Source organism: Afifella sp. H1R, assembly GCF_021462425.1.
GTDB lineage: Bacteria > Pseudomonadota > Alphaproteobacteria > Rhizobiales > Afifellaceae > Afifella > Afifella aestuarii.
Genome location: NZ_JAKEDY010000001.1, coordinates 813,691 through 834,204 on the forward strand (window position 1 = coordinate 813,691; position 20,514 = coordinate 834,204).

General features: G+C 64.4%; 27 protein-coding genes and 1 tRNA gene. 9 read left to right on the top strand and 19 right to left on the bottom strand.

Translation table 11 applies throughout. The features are described from left to right. Position 1: 1 nt before the first annotated feature. From L0F51_RS03720 to L0F51_RS20055, 6 genes are read right to left on the bottom strand one after another with little or no spacing between them, the layout of a single operon-like run. On the bottom strand, positions 2-781 hold the full coding sequence (locus L0F51_RS03720; RefSeq protein WP_234627993.1) for a TatD family hydrolase: 780 nt from the start codon (positions 779-781) through the stop codon (positions 2-4). Beyond that, positions 781-2,343 carry a methionine--tRNA ligase gene (gene metG, locus L0F51_RS03725; RefSeq protein WP_234627994.1) on the bottom strand — a complete coding sequence of 521 codons (1,563 nt, stop codon included), beginning with the start codon at positions 2,341-2,343 and terminating at the stop codon, positions 781-783. The genes L0F51_RS03720 and metG overlap by 1 nt, the downstream gene beginning before the upstream one ends. Before the next feature lie 15 nt (positions 2,344-2,358). Then, positions 2,359-3,450 (bottom strand): DNA polymerase III subunit delta', encoded by a 1,092-nt coding sequence (locus L0F51_RS03730; protein ID WP_234627995.1) that lies wholly within the window; start codon positions 3,448-3,450, stop codon positions 2,359-2,361. Position 3,451: 1 nt separating this feature from the next. Continuing rightward, a complete protein-coding gene (gene tmk, locus L0F51_RS03735; protein ID WP_234627996.1) occupies positions 3,452-4,102 on the bottom strand; it encodes a dTMP kinase in 651 nt (216 codons plus the stop codon). Beyond that, positions 4,093-5,268, bottom strand: coding sequence for a D-alanyl-D-alanine carboxypeptidase family protein (locus L0F51_RS03740; protein WP_234627997.1), 1,176 nt, complete (start codon positions 5,266-5,268; stop codon positions 4,093-4,095). The genes tmk and L0F51_RS03740 overlap by 10 nt, the downstream gene beginning before the upstream one ends. 56 nt (positions 5,269-5,324) lie before the next feature. Next, positions 5,325-6,329 carry a septal ring lytic transglycosylase RlpA family protein gene (locus tag L0F51_RS20055; RefSeq protein WP_370642302.1) on the bottom strand — a complete coding sequence of 335 codons (1,005 nt, stop codon included), beginning with the start codon at positions 6,327-6,329 and terminating at the stop codon, positions 5,325-5,327. A 381-nt stretch (positions 6,330-6,710) separates the two neighbouring features. Here L0F51_RS20055 and L0F51_RS03750 point away from each other — a divergent pair. The 7 genes from L0F51_RS03750 to L0F51_RS03780 all read left to right on the top strand — a co-directional run bounded on the left by L0F51_RS03750 (position 6,711) and on the right by L0F51_RS03780 (position 9,187). Beyond that, positions 6,711-6,800, top strand: a tRNA-Ser gene (locus tag L0F51_RS03750). Between the two features lie 174 nt (positions 6,801-6,974). Beyond that, on the top strand, positions 6,975-7,532 hold the full coding sequence (locus L0F51_RS03755; RefSeq protein ID WP_234627998.1) for a hypothetical protein: 558 nt from the start codon (positions 6,975-6,977) through the stop codon (positions 7,530-7,532). Between the two features lie 11 nt (positions 7,533-7,543). After that, positions 7,544-7,759, top strand: coding sequence for a hypothetical protein (locus tag L0F51_RS03760; protein ID WP_234627999.1), 216 nt, complete (start codon positions 7,544-7,546; stop codon positions 7,757-7,759). A 98-nt stretch (positions 7,760-7,857) separates the two neighbouring features. Beyond that, complete coding sequence (locus L0F51_RS03765; protein WP_234628000.1) at positions 7,858-8,235, top strand: hypothetical protein; 378 nt, start codon at positions 7,858-7,860, stop codon at positions 8,233-8,235. A 16-nt stretch (positions 8,236-8,251) separates the two neighbouring features. After that, positions 8,252-8,497, top strand: a complete 246-nt coding sequence (locus L0F51_RS03770) for a hypothetical protein (protein ID WP_234628001.1) — start codon at positions 8,252-8,254, stop codon at positions 8,495-8,497. Continuing rightward, positions 8,494-8,730: a hypothetical protein gene (locus L0F51_RS03775; RefSeq protein ID WP_234628002.1), complete on the top strand. Its 237-nt coding sequence runs from the start codon at positions 8,494-8,496 to the stop codon at positions 8,728-8,730. The genes L0F51_RS03770 and L0F51_RS03775 overlap by 4 nt, the downstream gene beginning before the upstream one ends. A 1-nt stretch (position 8,731) precedes the next feature. Continuing rightward, positions 8,732-9,187 carry a hypothetical protein gene (locus L0F51_RS03780; protein ID WP_234628003.1) on the top strand — a complete coding sequence of 152 codons (456 nt, stop codon included), beginning with the start codon at positions 8,732-8,734 and terminating at the stop codon, positions 9,185-9,187. A 6-nt stretch (positions 9,188-9,193) separates the two neighbouring features. Here the strand turns inward: L0F51_RS03780 and L0F51_RS03785 are convergent, their stop codons facing one another. Then, positions 9,194-9,466: a helix-turn-helix domain-containing protein gene (locus L0F51_RS03785; RefSeq protein ID WP_234628004.1), complete on the bottom strand. Its 273-nt coding sequence runs from the start codon at positions 9,464-9,466 to the stop codon at positions 9,194-9,196. 77 nt (positions 9,467-9,543) lie between these two features. On the opposite strand from L0F51_RS03785, the gene L0F51_RS03790 reads away from it, so the two are divergent. Then, entirely contained in the window at positions 9,544-10,470 is a 927-nt protein-coding gene (locus L0F51_RS03790) for a calcium-binding protein (RefSeq protein ID WP_234628005.1), read from the top strand. 6 nt (positions 10,471-10,476) lie between these two features. On the opposite strand, the gene L0F51_RS03795 is transcribed toward L0F51_RS03790, so the two are convergent. From L0F51_RS03795 to L0F51_RS03830, 8 genes are all read right to left on the bottom strand, one after another. Next, entirely contained in the window at positions 10,477-10,836 is a 360-nt protein-coding gene (locus L0F51_RS03795; RefSeq protein WP_234628006.1) for a hypothetical protein, read from the bottom strand. Continuing rightward, entirely contained in the window at positions 10,833-11,204 is a 372-nt protein-coding gene (locus L0F51_RS03800; protein ID WP_234628007.1) for a hypothetical protein, read from the bottom strand. The genes L0F51_RS03795 and L0F51_RS03800 overlap by 4 nt, the downstream gene beginning before the upstream one ends. Then, complete coding sequence (locus L0F51_RS03805) at positions 11,201-12,145, bottom strand: peptidoglycan-binding protein (protein WP_234628008.1); 945 nt, start codon at positions 12,143-12,145, stop codon at positions 11,201-11,203. Before L0F51_RS03805 ends, L0F51_RS03800 begins: the two co-directional genes overlap by 4 nt. Before the next feature lie 94 nt (positions 12,146-12,239). Continuing rightward, positions 12,240-13,394, bottom strand: a complete 1,155-nt coding sequence (locus L0F51_RS03810; RefSeq protein WP_234628009.1) for a phage late control D family protein — start codon at positions 13,392-13,394, stop codon at positions 12,240-12,242. 4 nt (positions 13,395-13,398) lie between these two features. Then, positions 13,399-13,623 (bottom strand): tail protein X, encoded by a 225-nt coding sequence (locus L0F51_RS03815; RefSeq protein ID WP_234628010.1) that lies wholly within the window; start codon positions 13,621-13,623, stop codon positions 13,399-13,401. A 2-nt stretch (positions 13,624-13,625) separates the two neighbouring features. After that, positions 13,626-14,057: a phage tail protein gene (locus tag L0F51_RS03820; RefSeq protein WP_234628011.1), complete on the bottom strand. Its 432-nt coding sequence runs from the start codon at positions 14,055-14,057 to the stop codon at positions 13,626-13,628. An 11-nt stretch (positions 14,058-14,068) separates the two neighbouring features. Then, positions 14,069-16,354, bottom strand: a complete 2,286-nt coding sequence (locus tag L0F51_RS03825) for a phage tail tape measure protein (protein WP_234628012.1) — start codon at positions 16,352-16,354, stop codon at positions 14,069-14,071. 116 nt (positions 16,355-16,470) lie between these two features. Next, complete coding sequence (locus L0F51_RS03830; RefSeq protein ID WP_234628013.1) at positions 16,471-16,809, bottom strand: phage tail assembly protein; 339 nt, start codon at positions 16,807-16,809, stop codon at positions 16,471-16,473. A 23-nt stretch (positions 16,810-16,832) separates the two neighbouring features. On the opposite strand from L0F51_RS03830, the gene L0F51_RS03835 reads away from it, so the two are divergent. Continuing rightward, positions 16,833-17,387: a hypothetical protein gene (locus L0F51_RS03835; RefSeq protein WP_234628014.1), complete on the top strand. Its 555-nt coding sequence runs from the start codon at positions 16,833-16,835 to the stop codon at positions 17,385-17,387. Here the strand turns inward: L0F51_RS03835 and L0F51_RS03840 are convergent. The 4 genes from L0F51_RS03840 to L0F51_RS03855 all read right to left on the bottom strand — a co-directional run bounded on the left by L0F51_RS03840 (position 17,384) and on the right by L0F51_RS03855 (position 20,514). Beyond that, positions 17,384-17,896, bottom strand: a complete 513-nt coding sequence (locus L0F51_RS03840) for a phage major tail tube protein (protein ID WP_234628015.1) — start codon at positions 17,894-17,896, stop codon at positions 17,384-17,386. The two genes, L0F51_RS03835 and L0F51_RS03840, sit on opposite strands and share 4 nt — an antisense overlap. A 148-nt stretch (positions 17,897-18,044) precedes the next feature. Next, entirely contained in the window at positions 18,045-19,277 is a 1,233-nt protein-coding gene (locus L0F51_RS03845) for a phage tail protein (protein WP_234628016.1), read from the bottom strand. 170 nt (positions 19,278-19,447) lie between these two features. Next, entirely contained in the window at positions 19,448-19,915 is a 468-nt protein-coding gene (locus L0F51_RS03850; RefSeq protein WP_234628017.1) for a hypothetical protein, read from the bottom strand. Next, positions 19,915-20,514: a DUF4376 domain-containing protein gene (locus L0F51_RS03855; RefSeq protein WP_234628018.1), complete on the bottom strand. Its 600-nt coding sequence runs from the start codon at positions 20,512-20,514 to the stop codon at positions 19,915-19,917. Before L0F51_RS03855 ends, L0F51_RS03850 begins: the two co-directional genes overlap by 1 nt.

Here is a 20,514-nt window from a genome sequence, read left to right on the forward strand (position 1 = left end):
GTCAGGGCCGCGGAACTTTGCCGAAAAGACGGAAGAAGTTGTCACTCGTGAGGTCGCCGATCTCCTCGACCGACACGCCGCGACATTCCGCCAGCACCGAGGCTGTGTGGGCGACGAAGGACGGCTCGTTGCGTTTGCCGCGATAAGGCATCGGCGCGAGATAGGGGGAATCGGTTTCGACAAGCAGGCGGTCGGCAGGCAAATCGCGTGCGATTTCACGAAGTTCCGTCGACTTCTTGAAAGTCAGAATACCCGAGAAAGAGACATAAAGACCGAGCTCGATGCCCGTTTCCGCCAAAGCCCGCCCCGATGAAAAACAATGGAGGAGGGCCGGAAAAGCCCCCTTCCCCATCTCGTCCTTCAAAATCGCCGCCATGTCGTCGTCGGCATCACGCGCATGGATGATGAGCGGCAGGCCCGTTTCACGCGCCGCACCGATGTGTCGGCGAAGGCCTGCGGCCTGACCCTCACGCGAGGCGTTGTCGTAGAAATAGTCGAGCCCGGCCTCGCCGATGCCAACGACTTTCGGGTGCTTCGCCAAAGCGACGAGATCCTCAGTCGTCACGTCCGGCTCTTCGTCGGCGTTGTGCGGATGCGTGCCGACCGAGCAATAGATGTCGTCATAGGTTTCGGCGATGCCTCGGATCTTGTCGAACTCCGAGACCCGCGTCGAGATCGTCACCATACGGACGATGCCGGCCGCCCTCGCCCGTTCCACGACCGCGTCGCGCTCCGGCTCGAAATCGGGAAAATCCAAATGGCAGTGGCTGTCGACAAGCATCAGGCAGCCCCCGCCGGAGCCTCGCTCTCGACATAGCGCGGGAAGACTCCCGAGGGCGGAGGCAGCGCCGTTCCCGGGACGAGACGCCCCGATTTGCCGAGGAATTCGAATGTGCGGTTTTCTTCCGCCACGCCCAGAAGGTCGAGCAACTTGCTGGCCGAGTCCGGCATGACCGGCTGGATCAGAATTCCGACCTGACGGACCACTTCCGCGGTGACATAGAGGACAGTCGCCATGCGTTCGGGATCGCTCTTGCGCAGCGCCCACGGCTCCTGGCCGGCAAAATAGCGGTTCGCATCGCCGACGACCTGCCAAATGGCGGTGAGCGCCTGATGGATCGCCTGCTCGTTCATGGCCTCGCGGCAGCGCTCCAGGAGCGCGTCGGCGGCCTGCAGCATCTCGTTGTCGGCCTCTGAGAACGCACCGGGCTCAGGGACGCTGGCGCCGCAATGCTTGCCGACCATCGAAAGCGAGCGCTGGGCGAGATTGCCGAGATCATTGGCGAGATCGGCATTGATGCGGCCCGCGATCGCGTCATGGCTGTAGGAGCCGTCCTGGCCGAAGGAGACTTCGCGCAGGAAGAAGTAGCGGACGGCATCGAGGCCATAATGTTCGACGATGGCGAAGGGATCGACGACGTTGCCGACCGACTTCGACATCTTCTCTCCCTTGTTGAACAGGAAGCCATGCGCAAAGACGCGCTTGGGAAGCGGCACGCCGGCCGACATCAGGAAGGCCGGCCAATAGACGGCGTGAAAACGCACGATATCCTTGCCGATCAGATGAATGTTGGCCGGCCAGTAGCGCCAGCGCGGAGCCTCCTCGTCCGGAAAACCAGCCGCGGTGATGTAGTTCGTCAGGGCGTCCACCCAGACATACATCACATGGCGCGGATCGCCCGGCACCTTCACCCCCCAATCGAAGGTCGTGCGGGAAATGGAAAGATCCTTCAAGCCCGACTTCACGAAGCTGATGACTTCGTTGCGCCGCTCCTGTGGACCGATGAAATCCGGATGCGCTTCGTAATGGGCGAGAAGCTTCTCCTGATAGGCGGAAAGACGGAAGAAGTAGCTTTCCTCCTCCACCCATTCGACGGGCGAGCCGAGGGGCTCGCGCCGAACCCCATCTTCGCCGAGGGTGGTTTCCTTTTCGTCGAAGAAGGCTTCCTGCCGGACGGAGTACCAGCCCGAATATTTGTCGAGATAAATGTCTCCCGCCGCCTTCATCCGCTCCCATATCGCCTCGCAGGAGCGGTGATGGCGCTCCTCGGTGGTGCGGATGAAATCGTCGTGCGACGTGTTGAGGACGCTCATCATGTCGCGAAAACGCTGCGAATTGCGGTCGGCGAGCTCGGCCGGGGTAATCCCCCCCTTCGCCGCCGTCTGCTGCATCTTCAGCCCGTGCTCGTCGGTGCCGGTCAGGAAGAAGACATCCTTGCCGTCGAGGCGCTGAAAACGCGCCAGCGTATCGGTCGCGAGCGCCGTATAGGCGTGGCCGATATGCGGCACACCGTTGGGGTAGAAGATGGGCGTGGTGATGTAAAAAGTCGGCTTACCGGTCATGGGTGGTGCCCGCGGTCACATGAAAATAGGGCGGTGGGGATGGCGCACGGCGTCGGCGACCGCCTCGAAGACGTTGAGCACGAACTGCCTGCGGTCGAGATTGAAGGTTTCCACCTCCGCCGAGCGTCGGTGGATCTTTTCCCATAGCTCCGCCCACCTGGCAAGCGGGAGCTCGGGCGGCGAAACGCCCTTTTCGGGCTCCGGCAACTGCCGGATGCGTCGGTCGAGATAGCCACCGACGAGATCGAAGAATTCCGCCCACGCTGCGCCACGGGCCGCGGCCGCCTGATTGGCGACAGCGCTCAGAACCGCATGATCGTCACTCGCGAACGCGCGGTTGATGGCCCGGTAGAGGCTCAATCCATCGCCGCGTGCCAGTTCGATCGCCCGCCGCGCACTTCCCGAGGCGAGCGACAGGATCGTTTGAAGATCCTTCTCCGGCGGCTGTGGCACGTCGAGCGCTTCAAACACATGAGCGATCGCCTCGGGGCTGAGAAGACCGAAATGGAAGCTGCGGCAGCGGGAGCGAATCGTCGGCAAAAGCTGGCCCGGCCGCGCCGTCACCAGCACGAAAATCGTTCGCACAGGTGGTTCTTCGAGCGCCTTGAGGAGAGCATTCGCGGCGCTTCGGTTCATTTCCTCGGCACCGTCCACGATGACGATGCGCCACAGGCCTTCACCCGCCGTGGTGCCGACGAAAGGTACGATCCGCCTTATCGTTTCGACCGAAATGACGGTGCGAAAGGTCTTGCGCTTCTCATCCCAGGGGCGCTGCAGATGGAGGACGTTGGGATGCGCCCCCTCCCCGACCCGCCTCTGGATCGGATGGTCTGGAGCAACCCCGAGCGAGACGGCCTTCTGGACGCTGTTCGCGGAGGGATCGGGCTCGGCCAAGAGAAACTTCGCAAGTCGGAACGCGAGCGTCGCCTTGCCGACGCCGACGGGCCCCGACAGAAGCAGCCCGTGCGGCAGGCGGTTGCCCCGATAGGCCGTCAGAATCTGTTCCTCTGCGTGCTCCTGTCCGAAAAGATGCGGATTTTCCTGCGGCAGCGGCACGCCTTCGAGCGCGCTGAGGCTTGGCACCTCCTCGGCCGGCTTGCGTGCCATGTCAGCTGGCTCCGGCGCGACGGGGGAGACGCGCGGCGACCGTCGCCTCGATCTGAGCTGCGATCGCATCCATGCTCAGCCCGGCGTCGATGACGACACAACGTTGAGGTTCGGCCTTGGCGATATCGAGAAATGCCTGCCGTCGCGCTTCGTGAAGCTCGAGTTCATCACCCTCGAACCGGTCGGCCGCACTGCGACCGGCGGCGCGCGCCAGGCCCACCGACGGATCGATGTCGAGAATGAGCGTCAGATCGGGATGAGTGCCGCCGAGCGCCGTCTCTTCCAGCCGCAGGATCGTGTCCTGCGCGACACCAGCGACGCCCTGATAGGCGCGGGTGGAATCGGCGAACCGGTCGCAGATGACGACTTGGCCGTGCTCGAGCGCCGGACGAATGAGATGCAAGACATGCTCACGCCGCGCGACGGCGAAAAACAGCGCCTCCGCTTCGCTGCCGAAAGGCCGGATAAGGCCAGAAAGCAGCATCTCGCGAATTGCCTCGCCATGCGCTGTCCCTCCCGGTTCCCGGGTCAGAACGACATCCCAGCCCTTGCGACGCAGGAAGGCGTTGAGACGGCGTGCCTGGGTGGACTTGCCTGAGCCTTCACCGCCTTCCAGCGTGATGAAGAAGCCTTGCTGCGGATCTACAGCCATCCGAGAAGAAGCTCGCCAAGAGCATCGAAGGCCCGCTGATGCAGCGTGCCGCGGCCGACCGCCTCCGCCGTATAAAGCGGGGTCTCCTGGATCAGGCGATCACCCTGCCACACCTTCAGGCTGCCGACCCGCATATCGGCCTGGACGGGCGCTTCGAGCGGACCTTGATAGACGACACGCGCCTTCAAAGGTTCATCTGAGGCGCGTGCGACCAGGATCCGCACAGGGCCTTTGGCCTTGAGCTCGACATGGCCTTTTACGCCACCGAAGACGCTCGCCTCGGCAACCGTCTCGCCGGCCTGAAACGCCGTCACCTGGCGGAATGAGCGGAAGCCCCATTCCAGCAGCTTGCGCGCCTCGCTCGCGCGCTCACGCGAGGTCTTCAGCCCGTTGACGACGACGATGAGACGCTGGGTATTGGCGACGGCCGACCCGACGAGGCCGTAGCCCGATTCCTGTGTGTGCCCGGTCTTGAGCCCGTCGGCTCCAATCCCTTCGCGCAGAAGCGGGTTGCGGTTGCGCTGGGTGATGTTGTTCCAGGTGAATTCCGGCTCGGCGAAAATTTTGTAGAGCTCGGGATATTCCGCGATGATCTGGCGGGCGAGGATCGCGAGATCGCGCGCCGTCACCCGCATGTCCGGGTCCGGCAGTCCGGTCGCATCACGAAACGTCGAGTTCTTCATGCCGATCTCGAGCGCCCGCTTGTTCAGGATGTCCGAAAAAGCGATCTCCGAGCCGGCGATGCCTTCCGCGACCGCCATCGCCGCATCGTTGCCCGACTGAATGATGATGCCGCGCAGAAGATCTTCCAGCCGCACCCGCGAGCCGAGCTTCGCGAACATCGTCGACCCACCGGAGGATGCGCCGCCTTTGCGCCAGGCATGCTCGGAGATGACGAATTCGTCGTCGAGAGAAAGACGGCCTTCCTTGATCTCGTGGAAGATGTACTCGACCGTCATCAGCTTCGCCATGGAAGCCGGCGCCATCGGCTCATCCGCGTTCTTGTCGAGGAGAACCGTGCCGCTGTCGTAATCCATCAGGATGGCGAACGGCGCCTGGGTATCGAAGGTCTGCGCCGAGCCAAGCTGCGGCGTCAGCGCCAGCAGACTGCCCAGGAATAAGGCGAGCAGACGGATGCGGCGAACCTGAAAGGTGATGCTCTTCATACTCGCTTACGTCGTTTTAGCCCCTCCACGCCATAAAGCGCGCTTAAAGCGGGGAATCAACGGGTCGCAAGCCCGGAAGCGTCGGCTGTCCTGGTAAAACGCGCGGTCTCGGCGCCTGAGAGAACCTGGTCGAAAGCCGAAAAGGCCTCATTCACACGCTGATCGGCCGCCTCGGTGGGCCAGAACGAATTGCGCATTTCAGCCTCGGCCGGACGCGCATGCGGCAGCTCGAAACTCGCCTCCTGAGGCAAGGACGTATCGGCTTCCGCCATCTTGGTGGCTGCGGTGAGAGCCGAATAGGGATCGAACGGCGTGCCGGCGGCGACGTCTTTCATATCCACGGCAACGCCCACATCCGCGGTCTCGTCTTCGGCCGGGCTCGTCGTTGGCGCTTCGGCCGCGTAGGCCACCATGATATTCGCGGCCGCGTCGGCCGGATCAGGCCCGGACGGAACGTCCGGCCCCACGTAAGAGGCTAGCAGGAACTTCGAATCGTCCTCTTTCAGAGGCGCCGCATCGACATATTCCACTTTCACGTTCGCGGTGCCGATATGTTTGAAGCCGAGCATTTCAGCGGCGTGTTTCGAAACGTCGATCACACGGTCGGACGAGAATGGTCCGCGATCATTGACCCGCACGAGCAGCGAACGATCGTTGTCGAGATTGGTGACGCGGACATAGCTCGGCAGCGGCAAGGTCGGATGCGCCGCGGAGAGCGCGTTCATATCGAAGACTTCACCATTGGCCGTCATCCGGCCGTTGAAGGCGTCACCGTACCAGGATGCCTTGCCGACGCGCTCATACTCTTCGTCGTGCTTGGGCTTATAGAGGCGCCCAGCGACTTCGTAGACTTTTCCGAGATGACGTCGGGCATTGGCCCGCAGCGAATTGTCAGTTGATTCGCCATCGGTCTCGCTGCCTTGAACCTGCGCCGTCTTGGTGGCGCTGTCGGCGAGACCTGCCCCGTCCTGGGTGGAGGACACACATCCTGCAAGGACGGCGCAGGATGCTGCGAAGGCAAAATGGATGACGAAATGCGGCCGGCGGGTTTTTGCCTGCACCCTGTTCTTCCCCGATATTCCGAAGCCCGGCGCAACTCACCGGCACGTTCGGACGCCTCGTTCCTCCGCCTGCGGCCTTATACGCGGCCGTCTCGGCGAAGCACTTAACCCCTTACCTCGGGGAGGTCCTGGCGAGCAATTGTGACGAAGCTGGGGCAAATCTTCGACCCCTGATTTGCGCCGTGCGACACCTTACCGGATGTTCTTGCGAAAACTCCCCAAAATCTGCTGGTCCGGAGCCTGTCAGGGCAATTGTGCATTTCGGGAGATTTCCAGCGATTGTGGCTTCGGCGCCACACGGTTTCGCCATCTTTGCCGCAGCCTATGACCCCCCTTCGGGGGCTGGCCTTTTTCGTAAGGTTCTGCCATGTCTCGCACGATGGATGGGTGGCCGAGCGGTTGAAGGCACCGGTCTTGAAAACCGGCGTGCGCGAGAGCGTACCGTGGGTTCGAATCCCACCCCATCCGCCATAAACCGTTGATGCATCACCGAATTTTATCGGCGCGCCGCGCCGAATGCGGCCGCGAACAGAGCGCGCACAACGGGATAAAACGGGCCGTTCCGGGATGTTTGGTGACAGAGATCCCCGGAAAATCCCCGGAATCGGTTCGCCGCATGTTCTGCGCTAGAGTTTCCTGATCCCTATGTCGATTTTGCTTGCAACAAGTGTAACCATCGGCTATATTAAGACCATCGCAGAGCCAAGGTGGCTCGCCAAAATGGAGACCGCGATGACCCTTCGATACAACACCCCAACCGTTTCCGCCGAATGGTCGCAGAGCCGCGAGACGCACGAAGCCGTTGCGATGGCGATCCATGCGATCGCCGATGCCAGCCGTTCACCCGAAAAGATCTGGGAGGCGCCCACGTCGGCCGAATGGGATCAGGTGACGATGGCCGTCGCGAACTACATCGCCAACGACGTGTTCCCGGCCGAGCCCGACGGCCGCTATCCGTGGGGGATGGAGACCGTCACCATCCCGGCGGCGGAGGCCTCTGGTCAAATCGCCGTCCTCGATGATTGCACACGAGATGCCAACATTATCGGTTATGCCAAAAACGAGGCGGAAGCGGCCGACGTTTTCATGGCATACATGCAGGAGCGGATGGCGCCCGACGACTTCGCCACGCTGCATCGCCCGACTTACACTCACCGCCATGAGACCAGCGTCGTATCGCCGGCGTTCGAGCCTCTGTTTTAAGGGCGGCGAAAATGACCTGCGACGAATTCCGCCATGCTAGGGAGACGTTGCAGCTCAGCGTCTCCGAAATGGCGCAGATGCTCGGCGTGAGCGACATCCAGGTGCGGCGCATGCAGACCACACCAGATAAGGCCTCGGCGCGTCCCGTCTCGGAAACGACGGAACGGCTCGTGCGCGCCTATCTGGACGGCTACCGCCCGGCGGACTGGCCAACGGTCAAAGCCTGATCGGCGCTGACGCCGGTCAGTCCTCGCCGCATGTTCTGCGTCCGGTTTTCATTTTTCCCTTGTCGATTTCGCTTGCAATATACGGGCATATCCCGTATATGATGACCATCGAAACGGGGCGGCGCCCCACTCCACGGGAGACAAAAATGGCCACAATCACGATCACCACCCCAAGAGGCGCAATCGTCGAGCTCGACAGCGGCGAGACCGGCGGATTGATCTCCGCCAGGCTGAACGGCAAGCCGCACACGAGCATGGGCGTCGAGCTCGGTCACGACCCGGAAATCGGTCACCACCTCAAACTCGCGGGAAAACTGCGGGCCCAGGTGCGGAGCGAAGATGTCGAAAAGCTGCGCGCGTTTTTCCGCAACGAAAAACAGCGGCACGCGGAGTGGGTCGCCAATTACAAGCTGTCCGCGACGGAACGAAGCGACGCGCTGACCGAGCGGATGGACGATCCCTTCAGCGACCTGTGAGCCTGGGAGAGCCGACATGCAACTCTTGACGAAATCATCCACCCCCAATCAGTTTTACGTCGTGGACGACAGCGGCCAATGGTCGACGTTTCCGGCAGCCGCCGGAGCCTGGCGGCAGCGCCGCAATATGCCGAGCCCGGCCCCGTGTGCGCAGCCGACATTCGAGCGGGCACCGTCTTACATGGCGCGCGGGCCTTTGCTCGCCTGGGTCGGAGTGCCGGACGACATACGGCCGACGCTGGAATTTGGCGCCCGGCCATGACGGGCGACGATCTCCGCACCGCGCGCGCCACGCTCGGCGCGGCCTGGGGGCTCGATCGACCCCTCCACATGTCGGAGCTCGGCCGCGCCTTGCGCCTGCAGGGCCGCGACCCTGGCGAAACCATCCGCGATTGGGAGCGGCGCGGCGGCCCGACCGGCCCCGCCTCCGTCGCGATCGAAATGATGCTCGGCGGAGCGCTGCCCCCCGATCCTCTCGACACCATCTTGAGATGAGATGACCGCTCTTGCACATCTGACTTGGCAGACGGGCCATGTGCGCCTGTCACCACGCGATGAGGTCTCGGATGGGGCGATCGCGAGGCTGCGTGCCGCATGGGACAACCCGGCCGAGGAGATCGACGGCACCGGCTGGCGCATCGTGCCGCGGCCGACACCCGGCAGGGGCGTGTATCTGTGGGATCAGATCCACGAGGGACATCATATCGCCACGGCGGCGCTCTGCACGCGCGAGACCATGGCCGCGGAGCTGTGGCGACATCTCGCCGCGACGCTGCCTGCCCCGGCACAAAATCCGGCGCCGGAGCGTCCAGCCCACGTGCCGTGGCTCGTCGCGATCCTGATCGCCGATCCGACCGTTCTGGCCGACCCCGCAATCTTCGCCGACGTGCTGGCGGAAGCCGCCGATCTCGAGCGGATCGTCGCATGGGCGTTGATCGAAGCTGAGCGCTGACGCCGGTCAGCCCTCGCCGCCCTCCTCAGCCTTCGCCTTCTCCACAGCCTCCACCCAGGCTTGACGCGCGTCGGGGCTCATCACCTCCCAGGCGAGGATCGCCGAGACGACGTGGAACGGCACCCCGCTTTCCCAATGCCCGCGCAGCTGACGCGACACAGTGATCTCCGGTCGCCCTAGAAGCTTTGCCAGCGTGCGCTGCGTCAGGCCGGCGGCGCGGGCACGCTGCTGCCATGGGTGATTCTCCATATCGAAGGCGTTTAGCGGTTCACCATTCATCGCGAAATTCCCTTGCGGTCGATTATACGTCACATATATTTATATGGTACGTATATTTCAGGCAAGGGGAGGCCGCAATGGCACTCACAGGCGAACAGTGGACGCAGACGACGGTTGGTTGGGCATGCGAGCCGGGTTTCGATCCCGCCGTCGTCCAGCAAGCACTGAACATCGTCGATCCGTGGATCGAGCTCGATTTTCAGCAGGTGCCTTACGGGGCGCAGGAGATGACTTTCGCGTGGGGTGAGATCGACGGGCCCGGCGGCACCATCGGCCGATGCACGTGGCATTACCGGCCGGAGGATCACAGCATCATCGACGCGCGCATCGTGCTCGACACGGAAGACGCCGACGACATGAACATCGTCGCCGTCACCTTGCACGAAGAGCTGCACGGCGTCGGGCTCGGACATGACGGAGACTGGTGGTCGGTGATGTACCCCGAGAACCACGGCACGCTGCAGCTGCACAACAACAACATCGCCGACCTGCAGGGCCTCTACGGCCCCGACAGCGGCAACAATTTCCTGAACGGCTCCAATTTCGACGACACGATCCTCGGCGGCGCCGGCAACGACACCATCCTCGGCAATGCCGGACATGACGCCATCCAGGGCGGCACGGGCAACGACCGCATCAATGGTGGCGATCACAATGATCAGCTCTGGGGGCAGAATGGAGCGGATTCGCTCGTCGGCGGGAACGGCAACGATGTGCTCGGCGGCGGTGCCGGCAACGACACGCTCGACGGCGGCGCCGGCGACGACGTGCTCTATTTCGGCGACGGCACCGACACCGGCTATGCCGGGGCGGGCGACGACACCATCTATGGCAACGGCACCGGCGAAAAGGTGATCTTTGCCGGCGACGGAAACGACGTCATCAACGTCCAGAACGGCCATGCCGACACCGTGTTCGGCGGCGGCGGCTATGACGTCGTCGAAGCGCAAGACCCCAACGACGTCATCTATCTCGGCGATCAGAGCCTTGATATGCTGGCGTGACGGCTGCTACCGCCCGTCGATCTCCAGCTTCCGCAGGCGCACATCATTGCTGTCGATGCGCGTCTGATTGCGGTCGATGGCCGCATCCTGCTGCGTGTCGCGGCGCGCCTGTTCCGCCCAGTCGCGCGCCGCGATCGATCCCGTGTAGCGATCGGCCGTTCGCTCGTCGATGCGATCGGCGAGCGCGTTGACTGTGTTAGCGAGCATCAGCGCTTTGTCGCGTACGTCCATGAATTGCGAGCCGAACCAGATCGCCACGGGCATGCATAGCAGCATCGAAAGCCGCGCCAAGAGACGCAGCACGATATTGTCGGCGAGATCGGCCGCGGTTGTCTTGGCGCCCTCATAGACCGTCTGTGGGCTCATGCCCTCCGCTCTCCCCTGATCACGTCCCAATCCTCGCCCGACGCCACCTGACAGGCGAGGCCGTCCGGGCGGATGACGATCACCGTCCAGGTGCCCGTGTCCGGATTGACCAGCGTCACCATGCGCCGCGGGCCGATCGTGCCGCGCACGAGCGGCGTTTCGCCATAGCGCATGGCGAGATCGAGCATCATGGCGCCCGCCTCGTTGCAGTTCGGCCGCACGGCCGGCATGCCTTCCGGGTTTGGCGCCTCGGCCGCCGGCGCCTGGCGCGCCAGCATGACGCCGCCAAAGAGCACGATAGAGGCGGCGAGCGCCGCGGTGATCAGGCTCAGCCGCATGATGTGCATGATGCTCATGGTCGCCGTCACTCGGCGTTCTTGGGCGCGATATAGGTGCCGATCCAGGCCGACAGCGCGGTCACGACGACCGTCAGCGTCTGCTGCACGTCGGGATCCCCGAAAGCGGCGGGCAGCAGCCCGAACTTGACGCCGAGGCCGATCAGCATCGGTGTCAGCACCGTGCCGAAAATGCCGCCCCCGGCCGCGCCATGGGCCTTCGAGGTCTGCCGCACCGGCGAGGGCTTGGGATAAATGATGTCTTTTGCAGCGCTCATATCGGTCTCCTGCACAGGTTCGGCCGCCATGAGAGGCGGTAGGGCTTCGAGTTGTCGGTGGAGTTCGGCGCGGGTCTTCGGGCCGGCGATATCGTCGGCGACGAGGCCGGCAGCCTGCTGGAAGCGCTTGATCGCGCCCTTCGTCAGCTCATAGCCGAGGATGACGAGCGCAAAGCGCACATAGAGGTCGATGCGATCCTGATAGCCGTTGAGCCCGCCGTTGATGCGCCGGGTGATCATCTCGATGTCGCCGCGGTCGGCATAGGCGCTGAGGCCGCGGCTCTGCCAGTACCAGACGGCGCCGAGAAGCGCCCAGGGAAAGTCGGACGCTTTGTCCGGCTCAACCTCGAAATCGGGACAGCCCGGAAAACCGTTCGCACGCAGCCACGCGGTTTGTCTGCGATGATTGTAGCGGCCGGTCGTCTGGATGAGCCCGTGCCCCTTGAAACGGACGCCGTCGCCCTTTTCCGTGTTGCCGAGATCCTCGCGGCCTTCATAGGCGGCGCCGCTTGCATATTCCGTCGTCGTGCGAAACCGCGCGCTCTCATAAGCGATCTGCGCAAGAAATTGCGCCAGCCGATGTGACCGAGCGAGATCGAAGCGCGCGAGAATATCCCCGCTTGCCGCCACCTTTCGCAGGATCGCGGCAGATGCACGACGGCCGACGACCGCCCGAAGCTGTGCTTCAGTCAGCATGACAATGTTCCTTGTGATGTTGAGGTCGCCCGCCCCGGCCGCGCACAGTGCATTGGCGTCCGGACCGCCCCACCGAGGCGGGCTGGGTCTGCGTCTATTCCGGGCCGTCGCCCGGCAGATCCGTCGTCGGCAATCCGCCGCCACCCGCGCCGCCAGTTGCGCCAGTGGCCGCATCTCCTGGCGCCGTGCCGGTCGCACCGGATGCGCCCGTCGGGCTCGCCTCCTCCGGCCGGCCATCCTTGCCGGCGCCGCCCTGCGGTTGTTTGAGCTCGAGCCGCGTCGTCGAGCCGCCGCCGCGGTCGGCGCGGTGCGAAACGCCGACGATGCGATAAGTGCCGTCGACACCTTCGCGCGCGCCGGTCAGAACGAAGAGCCCTTCGGCCTGTGCCGCCGGCTCCAGGTCGATCTCGACGAAGCCGGAGCCCGCCTCGCGCTGCGTCTCCGCCTTGCGCCCCTCGCCGATCGCCTTCGCCTGATCGCGATCCGCCGCCGGCGTGCGCACGACGTTGGCCGCATCGGCGCCGTCGATGCCGTCGAACTCGACTTCCTCGTCCTGAAATTTTGCCGCCTTGCGGTCGAAATAACGGACGCGCCCGCGCTGGAATTTGCGCCGGCCGGTGACTGGCTCGATGTCCCAGTTGATGACATTGCCCGGCTCGACACCGCCGACCGTCCCGGTGATCGTCGGCAGGCCCTTGTCGGCGCCGCGCTGTGCCAGGACGGCCTTTGTGCCGCGCAGTTTGAACGTGCCGTAGAGCTCGCGCGCCAGGCGCTGACCGAGATGGATGAGGCTTTCGCCATCGGCGGCCCAGTAATCGCGCGCGAGGCCGGCAAAGGCCGGGTCGACCTCGATCGTGAACCCGGCGGCCTCCGCCGCGCTCTCCAGGAACTCTTTCAGGCTTGCGTCATCCTTGTGGAGGCGCAGCGGCTCCTTGGCCTTGCCCGCCGTGTCGAAGCCCTTGGCGCTGACGGTCAGGAGACGGCCGCCGCCGCGCGAGCCCGACGAGCGCACGCGCTCGACCACGCCGGTGAAGACGCTGACGCCCTGCAGCCAGACGACAACCGAGGCACCGCCTTTCGGCAGGCGGATCTGCCCCGCCCGGTCGTCGAGCGTCAGCCGGCAGGAATCGGACGCGGCGCCGTCCTTGTCGTCGACGGCGATGTCGATCAGATAGGGCGACATCGGCGCGGTCATGTCCTGGCCGTCGACAACGACGCGCCAGGAGACCGACCAGACGGCATCGGTCATGGCGTCACCCGAACAAGGTCACGACCTTGCGCTCCACCGCCACGTCGCGGCGCGGCAGCTCCGGCAAGATCACTTTGCTTCCGAGCGGCAGGACAGCGCCGGCATCGGCCAGGCCCGGATTGAGCGTCAAGGTCGTCTCCACCAGCGCCCGCCCCGGCACGCCGTATCGCCGCCAGAGCAGCAGGTCGACGCTGATCCCCTCGCCGCGGATGGTGATCGTCTCCGCCATGGTCAAATCGCCCCGAAGAGTGACAAGAGCCCGAAAATCACCTGCCGGCCCGCCGCCGCATCCGGCTGCACCTTTTTCAGCGTGATCGTGTGGCGCACGCGAAAGCCGACGCCGGTCGCGACGAGATCCTCGTGCTTTTCGGCAATGCGGGTGATGGCGAATGTGCCGAGCCGGGAGCCGTCGCCGCGCATCAGCGGCACGCGCGTTCCGTCGCGGCGCATCTGATGGGCGATTTCGAGCTCGTCGAGCCCGCCAATCTTCGTCGGCAAAAGCTGCCCCGACAGAATGAACTCGTCTTTGCCCTCGCCCATGAATTCCGACGGTTCCAGCCCGCCGATGACGGGTTTTGTGGCGAGGTCGGCCGAGGCGTCGCGATCGACCGTGTCGACATTGAGCGCGACGTCGAGCGTCAGCGTTCCGATCATATAGAGCATGCGTCCCCCGTTCAGCCGACGGAATATTCGCGGTCGACCTGCAGCCCGGCGAGATCGTCGTCGAGAGCGCGCTGCATGTTGCGCTCGACCCTGCGGCTGACCCGCTCGACGGCCGCATTCATTTGCCCGCCGAGCGCCGCGATGCGGGTTTCGAGCGCCTGCAGCTTCGCGAGCGCGGCGGAGATATCGGCATCGACCGGCACGGTGCGCCGCGCCTCGAGCATCGACGCGCGTTCTTCCACCGAGCCGACCTTCTCCTGAAAGGCCGTGTCGTCCGCGTCGATCGGCACGACGTTCTGACCCGGCCGCCGCCCGCCCATTTCCGGCGAGCCTTCGAACCCCGTCCCCGCCGGCCCATTGCTGCCGAGACGCCGTTCGGCGTCGCCCAGAACGTTGAAGCCCTTCATGTAATCGGCAGAGCCCGAATCGGCGTTGTCCTGCCAGTTGCGATTCATCGCCTCGCGGAACGACGCCGCCGCCTGACGGCCGGCCTCGGTGCCGTATCGGCGATAAATCTCCGAGCCGAGACTGAACGCCGTCGCGCCAACGGCCACCGGCGGCAGCATGCGGCCGAAGAGCCCGGCGCGCGACCCGACGGTCGCAGCCGTGCCGGCAGCCCCGGCAGCCCCCGCACGGACTGCGGCCCCACCGGCAGCCCCCGCCGCGGCGCCGCCGCGCGCCGCCCTGAGGATGCGCAACAATCCCTTGCCGAGCCCGAAAACGGTGCTGGCGCCGGAGAGAAACAGCACGGCCTTGGCGAGCTTGGTGATTGCGCCTGCGGCGAGCGAGAAGCCGACGGAGGCGAGCGCCAGCTGGAACCCGTAGCCCGCCAGCGTGCCGAGCGTGTCGCCGATCGTCCCAGGTTCGAGATGCAGAAAGCTTTCGATGCTGCCGATTGTGTCGGCGATCGCGGATCCGAACGAGCGGAGATCGGCGCCCATCTTGCGGAAGCGCTCGAAGCCGGCCGCCATCGTGTCGACATCGGCGGAGAACGTGTCGATGCGGCCGAAGACGCCATCCCAAAGACGATTGAACTGTTCCCCGAGCGACCCGCCTTCCAGGCCGAGCCCGGTCAGAAAGCCCTGTGCCGCGGTTTTAATTTTGTCGAAGACGGTGACGCGGCGATCGAGCGTTGAAAGCGTTCCGACAAGCTTGTCGCTGAACTCCGCGATCGGGGGCAGAAGCTTGGCGCCAAACATGCTCGCAATGTTCGAAACGTTATTTTGTAATACCTTGAGCTTGTTGCGCGTCGTGTTCGCGAATATTTCAAATGTCTTGTCGACCGAACCCGCGTATGATGACGTGTCGAGAAGCTGGTTTAGCCGCTGATTGATCTTATCGATATTGTTGGCGATGGCCGACGCATCGTCCTGATATTCCAGACCAAAGAAGTCGATCAAAAATCCAGAACGCGTTTTCGTCGGCATTTTTTTGATGACGCCGAAGAACTCCTGAAGTGCATCGATCGGGCGATTGTAGAACTTGTCCTGCAGCTTGGCCGAGTACCCGACCCCCGCATACTGATCGAGCGCCTTTTTGGCCTTTTTGTTCTTGGTCAGGCCCGCGAGCTTGGCGAGCATGGCGTTCATACCCGTGCCCGCTTTCGCGCTCTCGATGCCGATTTCGTTCAGCGTCGCCCCGAACGCGGACATCGCCTGCGCCGAGATACCGTACGTCTTCGCCGCCGCAGCAGTGCGCAACAAAAAGTCGATGACGTTCTGTTCCGACGTGCCTGCCGAATCCGCCGTAAAGTTGATTGCATCGGCAACGCCCGACAGCTCATCCATCGTCAGGCCAAAAGCGTTTTTCAGCTTCGACAAAGCCTCGGCCGTCGTCGACGCTTGCATGTCGAAGGCGATCGCGGACTTCGCGCCGAGCAGGGCGAACCGCTCGAGATCCTGCGTGGCGATGCCGAACTGTGCGGCCTGTGCAATCAGGCCTGCGATCTCGGTTTTCGCGAGTGGCATCGTGTTCGACAGAGACGTGATCCGCTTCTCCGTCATTTTCAGCTGCGCTTCGGTCAGCGTCGACTTCTTGGCGAGGTCGGCCATGGCCTCCTGGAAGTCCATGGCGGCACCGACCGTGCCGGAAATACCCTGCGTGACCCCGAGATAGGCGCCACCCAGCGCCACCATCGACCGGATGCCACCAAAGAGCGGCGTTGCCGTCGCGCGCTGCGTTGCCGAGAAAAGCCCCGCCTCGTGGCGGAGCCCACGCAAAGCACCCCGGATGCCACGCGCGGGCCCCCGAACGCGATCCGTCAGCGACAGAATCAGGCGTGATGTCAGCGTCGCCATCGGCGTCTCGTCAGGTCAGCGTCGGGATGAGTGGGATCGGGCGATTTCGGCGTTGAGGTCGCGCACGGCGGAAAGCCATGCGTCGGCCTCGCCGGCCCGCCAGGAGAGGACGACCGTCAATCGTTCGTTGGTTTCGCGGGCGAGGAAGATTGCGAGTTGGCGCCATCGGCCTTGCCATCTCCCTCGTCGTCGTTTCCCAGGAGCGGCGCCAGCTTGATATTGAGCGCCGTGTAATCGCGCATCGTGATCTGCGACATTTCGTCGATCTCGATGCCGGCCATGCGAGCCATCAAAAATCGCGTGAAAATGCTGGACCCGACCTCCCCGATGGCCTCGCCCTCGATGAGGTCGCCGAGCGTCGGCTCGATAAACGTCAACTTCTTCGTTTCGACGCCGCGCACCTTGATTGGCTTGCTGAGATCATACGTGATAACCTGTGTCACTTCTTCGGCCATTACAGACTCCTGGAGTAATCGACATGTTGTCTGAGACGTTTGTCTTTGTTGCTGCCGGCCTCGCGGTCGGCGGCGGCGCGCTGGGCGCCCGGTTCGCCGGGGCAGCATGGTGGCAGGGCGCGCTGATCGGCGCGGCCGGGTTCGTCGCATCGTCCCTTGCGGGCATGGCGCTTGGCGGGGCTGGGCTTTTCTGGCCGTTCATCGCGACGCTTGCCGGCATGGCCGCCGCGGGCGCCGCCATGAAGCTCCAATCACGGCAGATCGCGGAGACGGCGGCAGCAGCCCTTGTCTGCTCCCTTGTCGGGGGCGCCGTTTATGCGGCGGCAGATGAGGCGGGGCTTGCGCCTTCCGGCCGCCTCACATGCGACGGTCTCGTCGCGGAAATCGTGACGATCGACCAGGGCCCGCTCGCCCCGAAGCTCTTGGACGTGGTGGAAACCGAGACTGTCCGGCAGACGGACGACCGCCTCGAATGCAAAGGCCTCGGCCTGTTCTCAGACCGAAGCCGGGAAGCGGTGCGCTACCGAACCTATGAAGAGTTCGGCAAGCGCTGGATCGAATTCGAGCCTGCCGGCTAAACCCCGAGCGCCCGCCGTTCGGCCGCGAAATGGTCGATGCCGTCGCTGCGGCAGACCCGCTCCCAATTGTCCCAATACCAGTGCTCCTTGCCGTTCAAGACGAACTCGTAATGGGTGACTTCGGCGAAGGAATAATTGCAGCCCTGGAACTCGGTCGGCGAGCTTTCGTCCGGCTCCCAGGTGCGGATGGCGCCTTCGATCACCGCACGGCCGCCCACCTTGGCGCCGGTGCGACGGTCGTGATAGGAGCCGGCGAAGACCCAGCGATCGACCTGGCCGAAGCCGGCGAAGGCGTCGATGTCGACACCCTTGACCCCGAAAGCGGGCTCGATTTTTTCGACGCGCGGCATCAGAAACCCGACGGTGCCGACGCCGCCGCCGGCGGTGTGTTCCACCTCCACGAAGCGGATCGGCGGCAGGGTGATCTTGTCGATCGTCCAGACGCGGGATGTGTCGGTCTGTTCGGCACGCCGCACATCGACGGCCGTCAAGAGATAAAGCGGCTGCATGTTTCATGCTCCTTGTGGGTGGGCGGGCGCCGGCAGAGCCGCCCGCGAAATCGGTCTTTCGTCCGGCACCCGGCGGGTGACGGCGTGGGTTGGCGGGCGGCGCGGCGTCACCCGCCGTCAGGGGCCCGCGCCGCAGGCGTGGGACAGATTACGCCGCGGCCTGCAGCCGGGCGATGATCTCGTTGACCAGGCCCTCGACCGCCGGGCGGTAGCGCCGGATCTCATGCGTCGCGAGCTTGAACACCGGCGCCGGCTCGATGCCGATATCGAGCTTGAGATGACCGAGGCGGATCTGTTCCGGCGAGTTCTGGTCCGCAAGAAACATCTCCGCCGCCGGCGTGTAACCGAGGATGTTGCCGGCCGCCTGTTCATCGCGCAACATGAAGGCGATGGAGTTGATCCAGGCCTCCGCCAGATCGGCGGTGATTTTGCGGCCCAGAAACTGCTTGGTGATCTGCATCAGCTTGACGACGAGGTAATCCGTGCCCCGCACCTGGTGCATCTGTTCCCACAGCTCGCCGGTCTGCGCATTGTCGGTGCCGATGAAGACATAGCCGCCATCGGCGACCGCACCGTCGACGCCCGCTTCGCCCTCCGCGACGATGGAGACGTTGCTCTCCAGCATCTGCTGGCCCTCGGTCGAGCCGTCCAGCAGCGAGAACGGAATCTTGCGGCTGAGCCCGGCGAGGCCATAGATCGGGCGATTGGCGAACGGGTTGAACGGCTTGCCCTCGTTCTCATTGTCGACGCGCATCATCAGGCCCGCGACGCGCGGCGCCATCGGCCGCGTCACCAGCGTCTCGCCCTCATAGACGCGCGCGGCGACGCCGATCGGCATCAGCCGCTCGGAGCTCATCGTCTCGCGCGCATCGATCGCATTGGCCGCCGACGTGTCGTCGACATCGACCGGCGCCACGGCGAGGATCTTGCCGAGATTGGCCTCGAGCGCGGCCACGACCGGGTTGGTGGTTTCGAGGTCCGCCCGCCATGCGGTGCGCCCGGCGAGAACGATCCGCGGCGTCGCGTTGACCGCGGAGGGAATGTCCGTGATCGAGTTGACGATATCGGCGATCGCCGCGGCCGTCGCCGCCGTGTCGGCCCCTTCGGCGACGCGCACGATGGTGACGTCCGCGCCGCGGTTGAGGCTGTTGAGCTGATCGTTGATGCCCTGCACATAGGATTTCAGGAGGCCGGTGCCGAGATCGGCCACGGCCGCGGTGTCGCCCGTCGAGATGCGGACGGCCGTATCGGCCGGATAGCTCGTCGCATCCGCATCTTCAGACGTCTCGATGATGAGCGCCTTGGAGAAATCGGCGCCGAGCACCGGCACCGGCTCGTCGAGCGGGCGCGAAAATTGCATGCCGAACACAGGTGCCGTCATGTCTCAACTCCTTTGAGAGGCCCTCACCTGCGAGGGCGGGATTTCAGGGACAAAAAAGCCGCCTGACACGGCGGCGGAAAATGATGCGAGAGCGGCGCCCCGGCTGCGCACAGTGCTCGGGCGTCCGGATCGCCCGCCGGGGCGGGTCACGGCAGGCTGGTGAAGAGCTCTTATTGGCGCTCGAAATTGACCCAGGCTTGGTCCGTAGAGGTCCCGGGCTGCTCGTCCAGCACGGTCCAGTCAACCGCGTCGTCAGAACCTTCCCAGGCGACGAGGTTGGCATCGTGGCCTGCGTAGACTTGGAAGCGCGCGGACATAGCGATGGCTGCCTCTGGCAATGTGATTCGGAGCCACTGCCCCACATTCGCTCCGCCGGTTGTCGTTGCTCCCCAATAGGTTGCGGCGCTGTTGTCGACGGCGCGAGAGGCCTGCTCGCCACTACGCGCCGTACTGGCGCTCGCCGTGCCCGTCAGCTTTGTTCCCCCGAGCCCTGTCTCTGGGTAGATCTCGAACTCGCGAACGCGCCACCAATACGGAGCGCTGAACCCGAGGCACCGTATGCGATAATGGAGATAAGCGGGCGCCAAAGGGCCCCGCCGCCGCGCGCCAAACCCGACGAGATTGTTCACCCGCAGCATCAGGTCGCCTCATACGCGGCGCGGATCTGCGCCAGGCTGGTGATGGAGCCGTCTTCGATGCCCGCCACCACGCCGGCCTCAGCGTCAAAACAGGCCTGCACATGGCCGCGCACCGTCTGTGCCATGGCGATGATCGTCGGCGCATCGAGAGTGACGAAGCACCCGTCGCCGCACTTCCATCGGACGGTGTAGTCCTCGTCCAGCGTCGCAGCGAGAGCTGCTGCCGTGTACTTGCCTTGGCTTGCGGTGTCGGTCCGCAACTCGATCTCGTTGAAGATCATGCCACCTTCTTCGGTTTCCCACCGGAGCCGCGCGGCTTCGACCTTCAGCTCGTCTTTCGTCAGCGCCCGCTTCCCCCGCGCCTTGACGACGCGATCCTCTTCAACCGTGACGGTTTCCTCGGTCGCGACCTCACTGTCAGGGTCGACGGGGGCATCTTCACGCACAACGAGCATCCAGCGGTTGCCCTTGCCGTTCGGAGCCGTGGCCGTTTCGCCTTCGACCCAGCCGCAACACTCGACAGCCTGTCCCAGCGTCAGGCGGATGACGTCGAGAACGTCACCAGACGCGCTGACGAGGGCGAGCTCCATGCGGTCCAT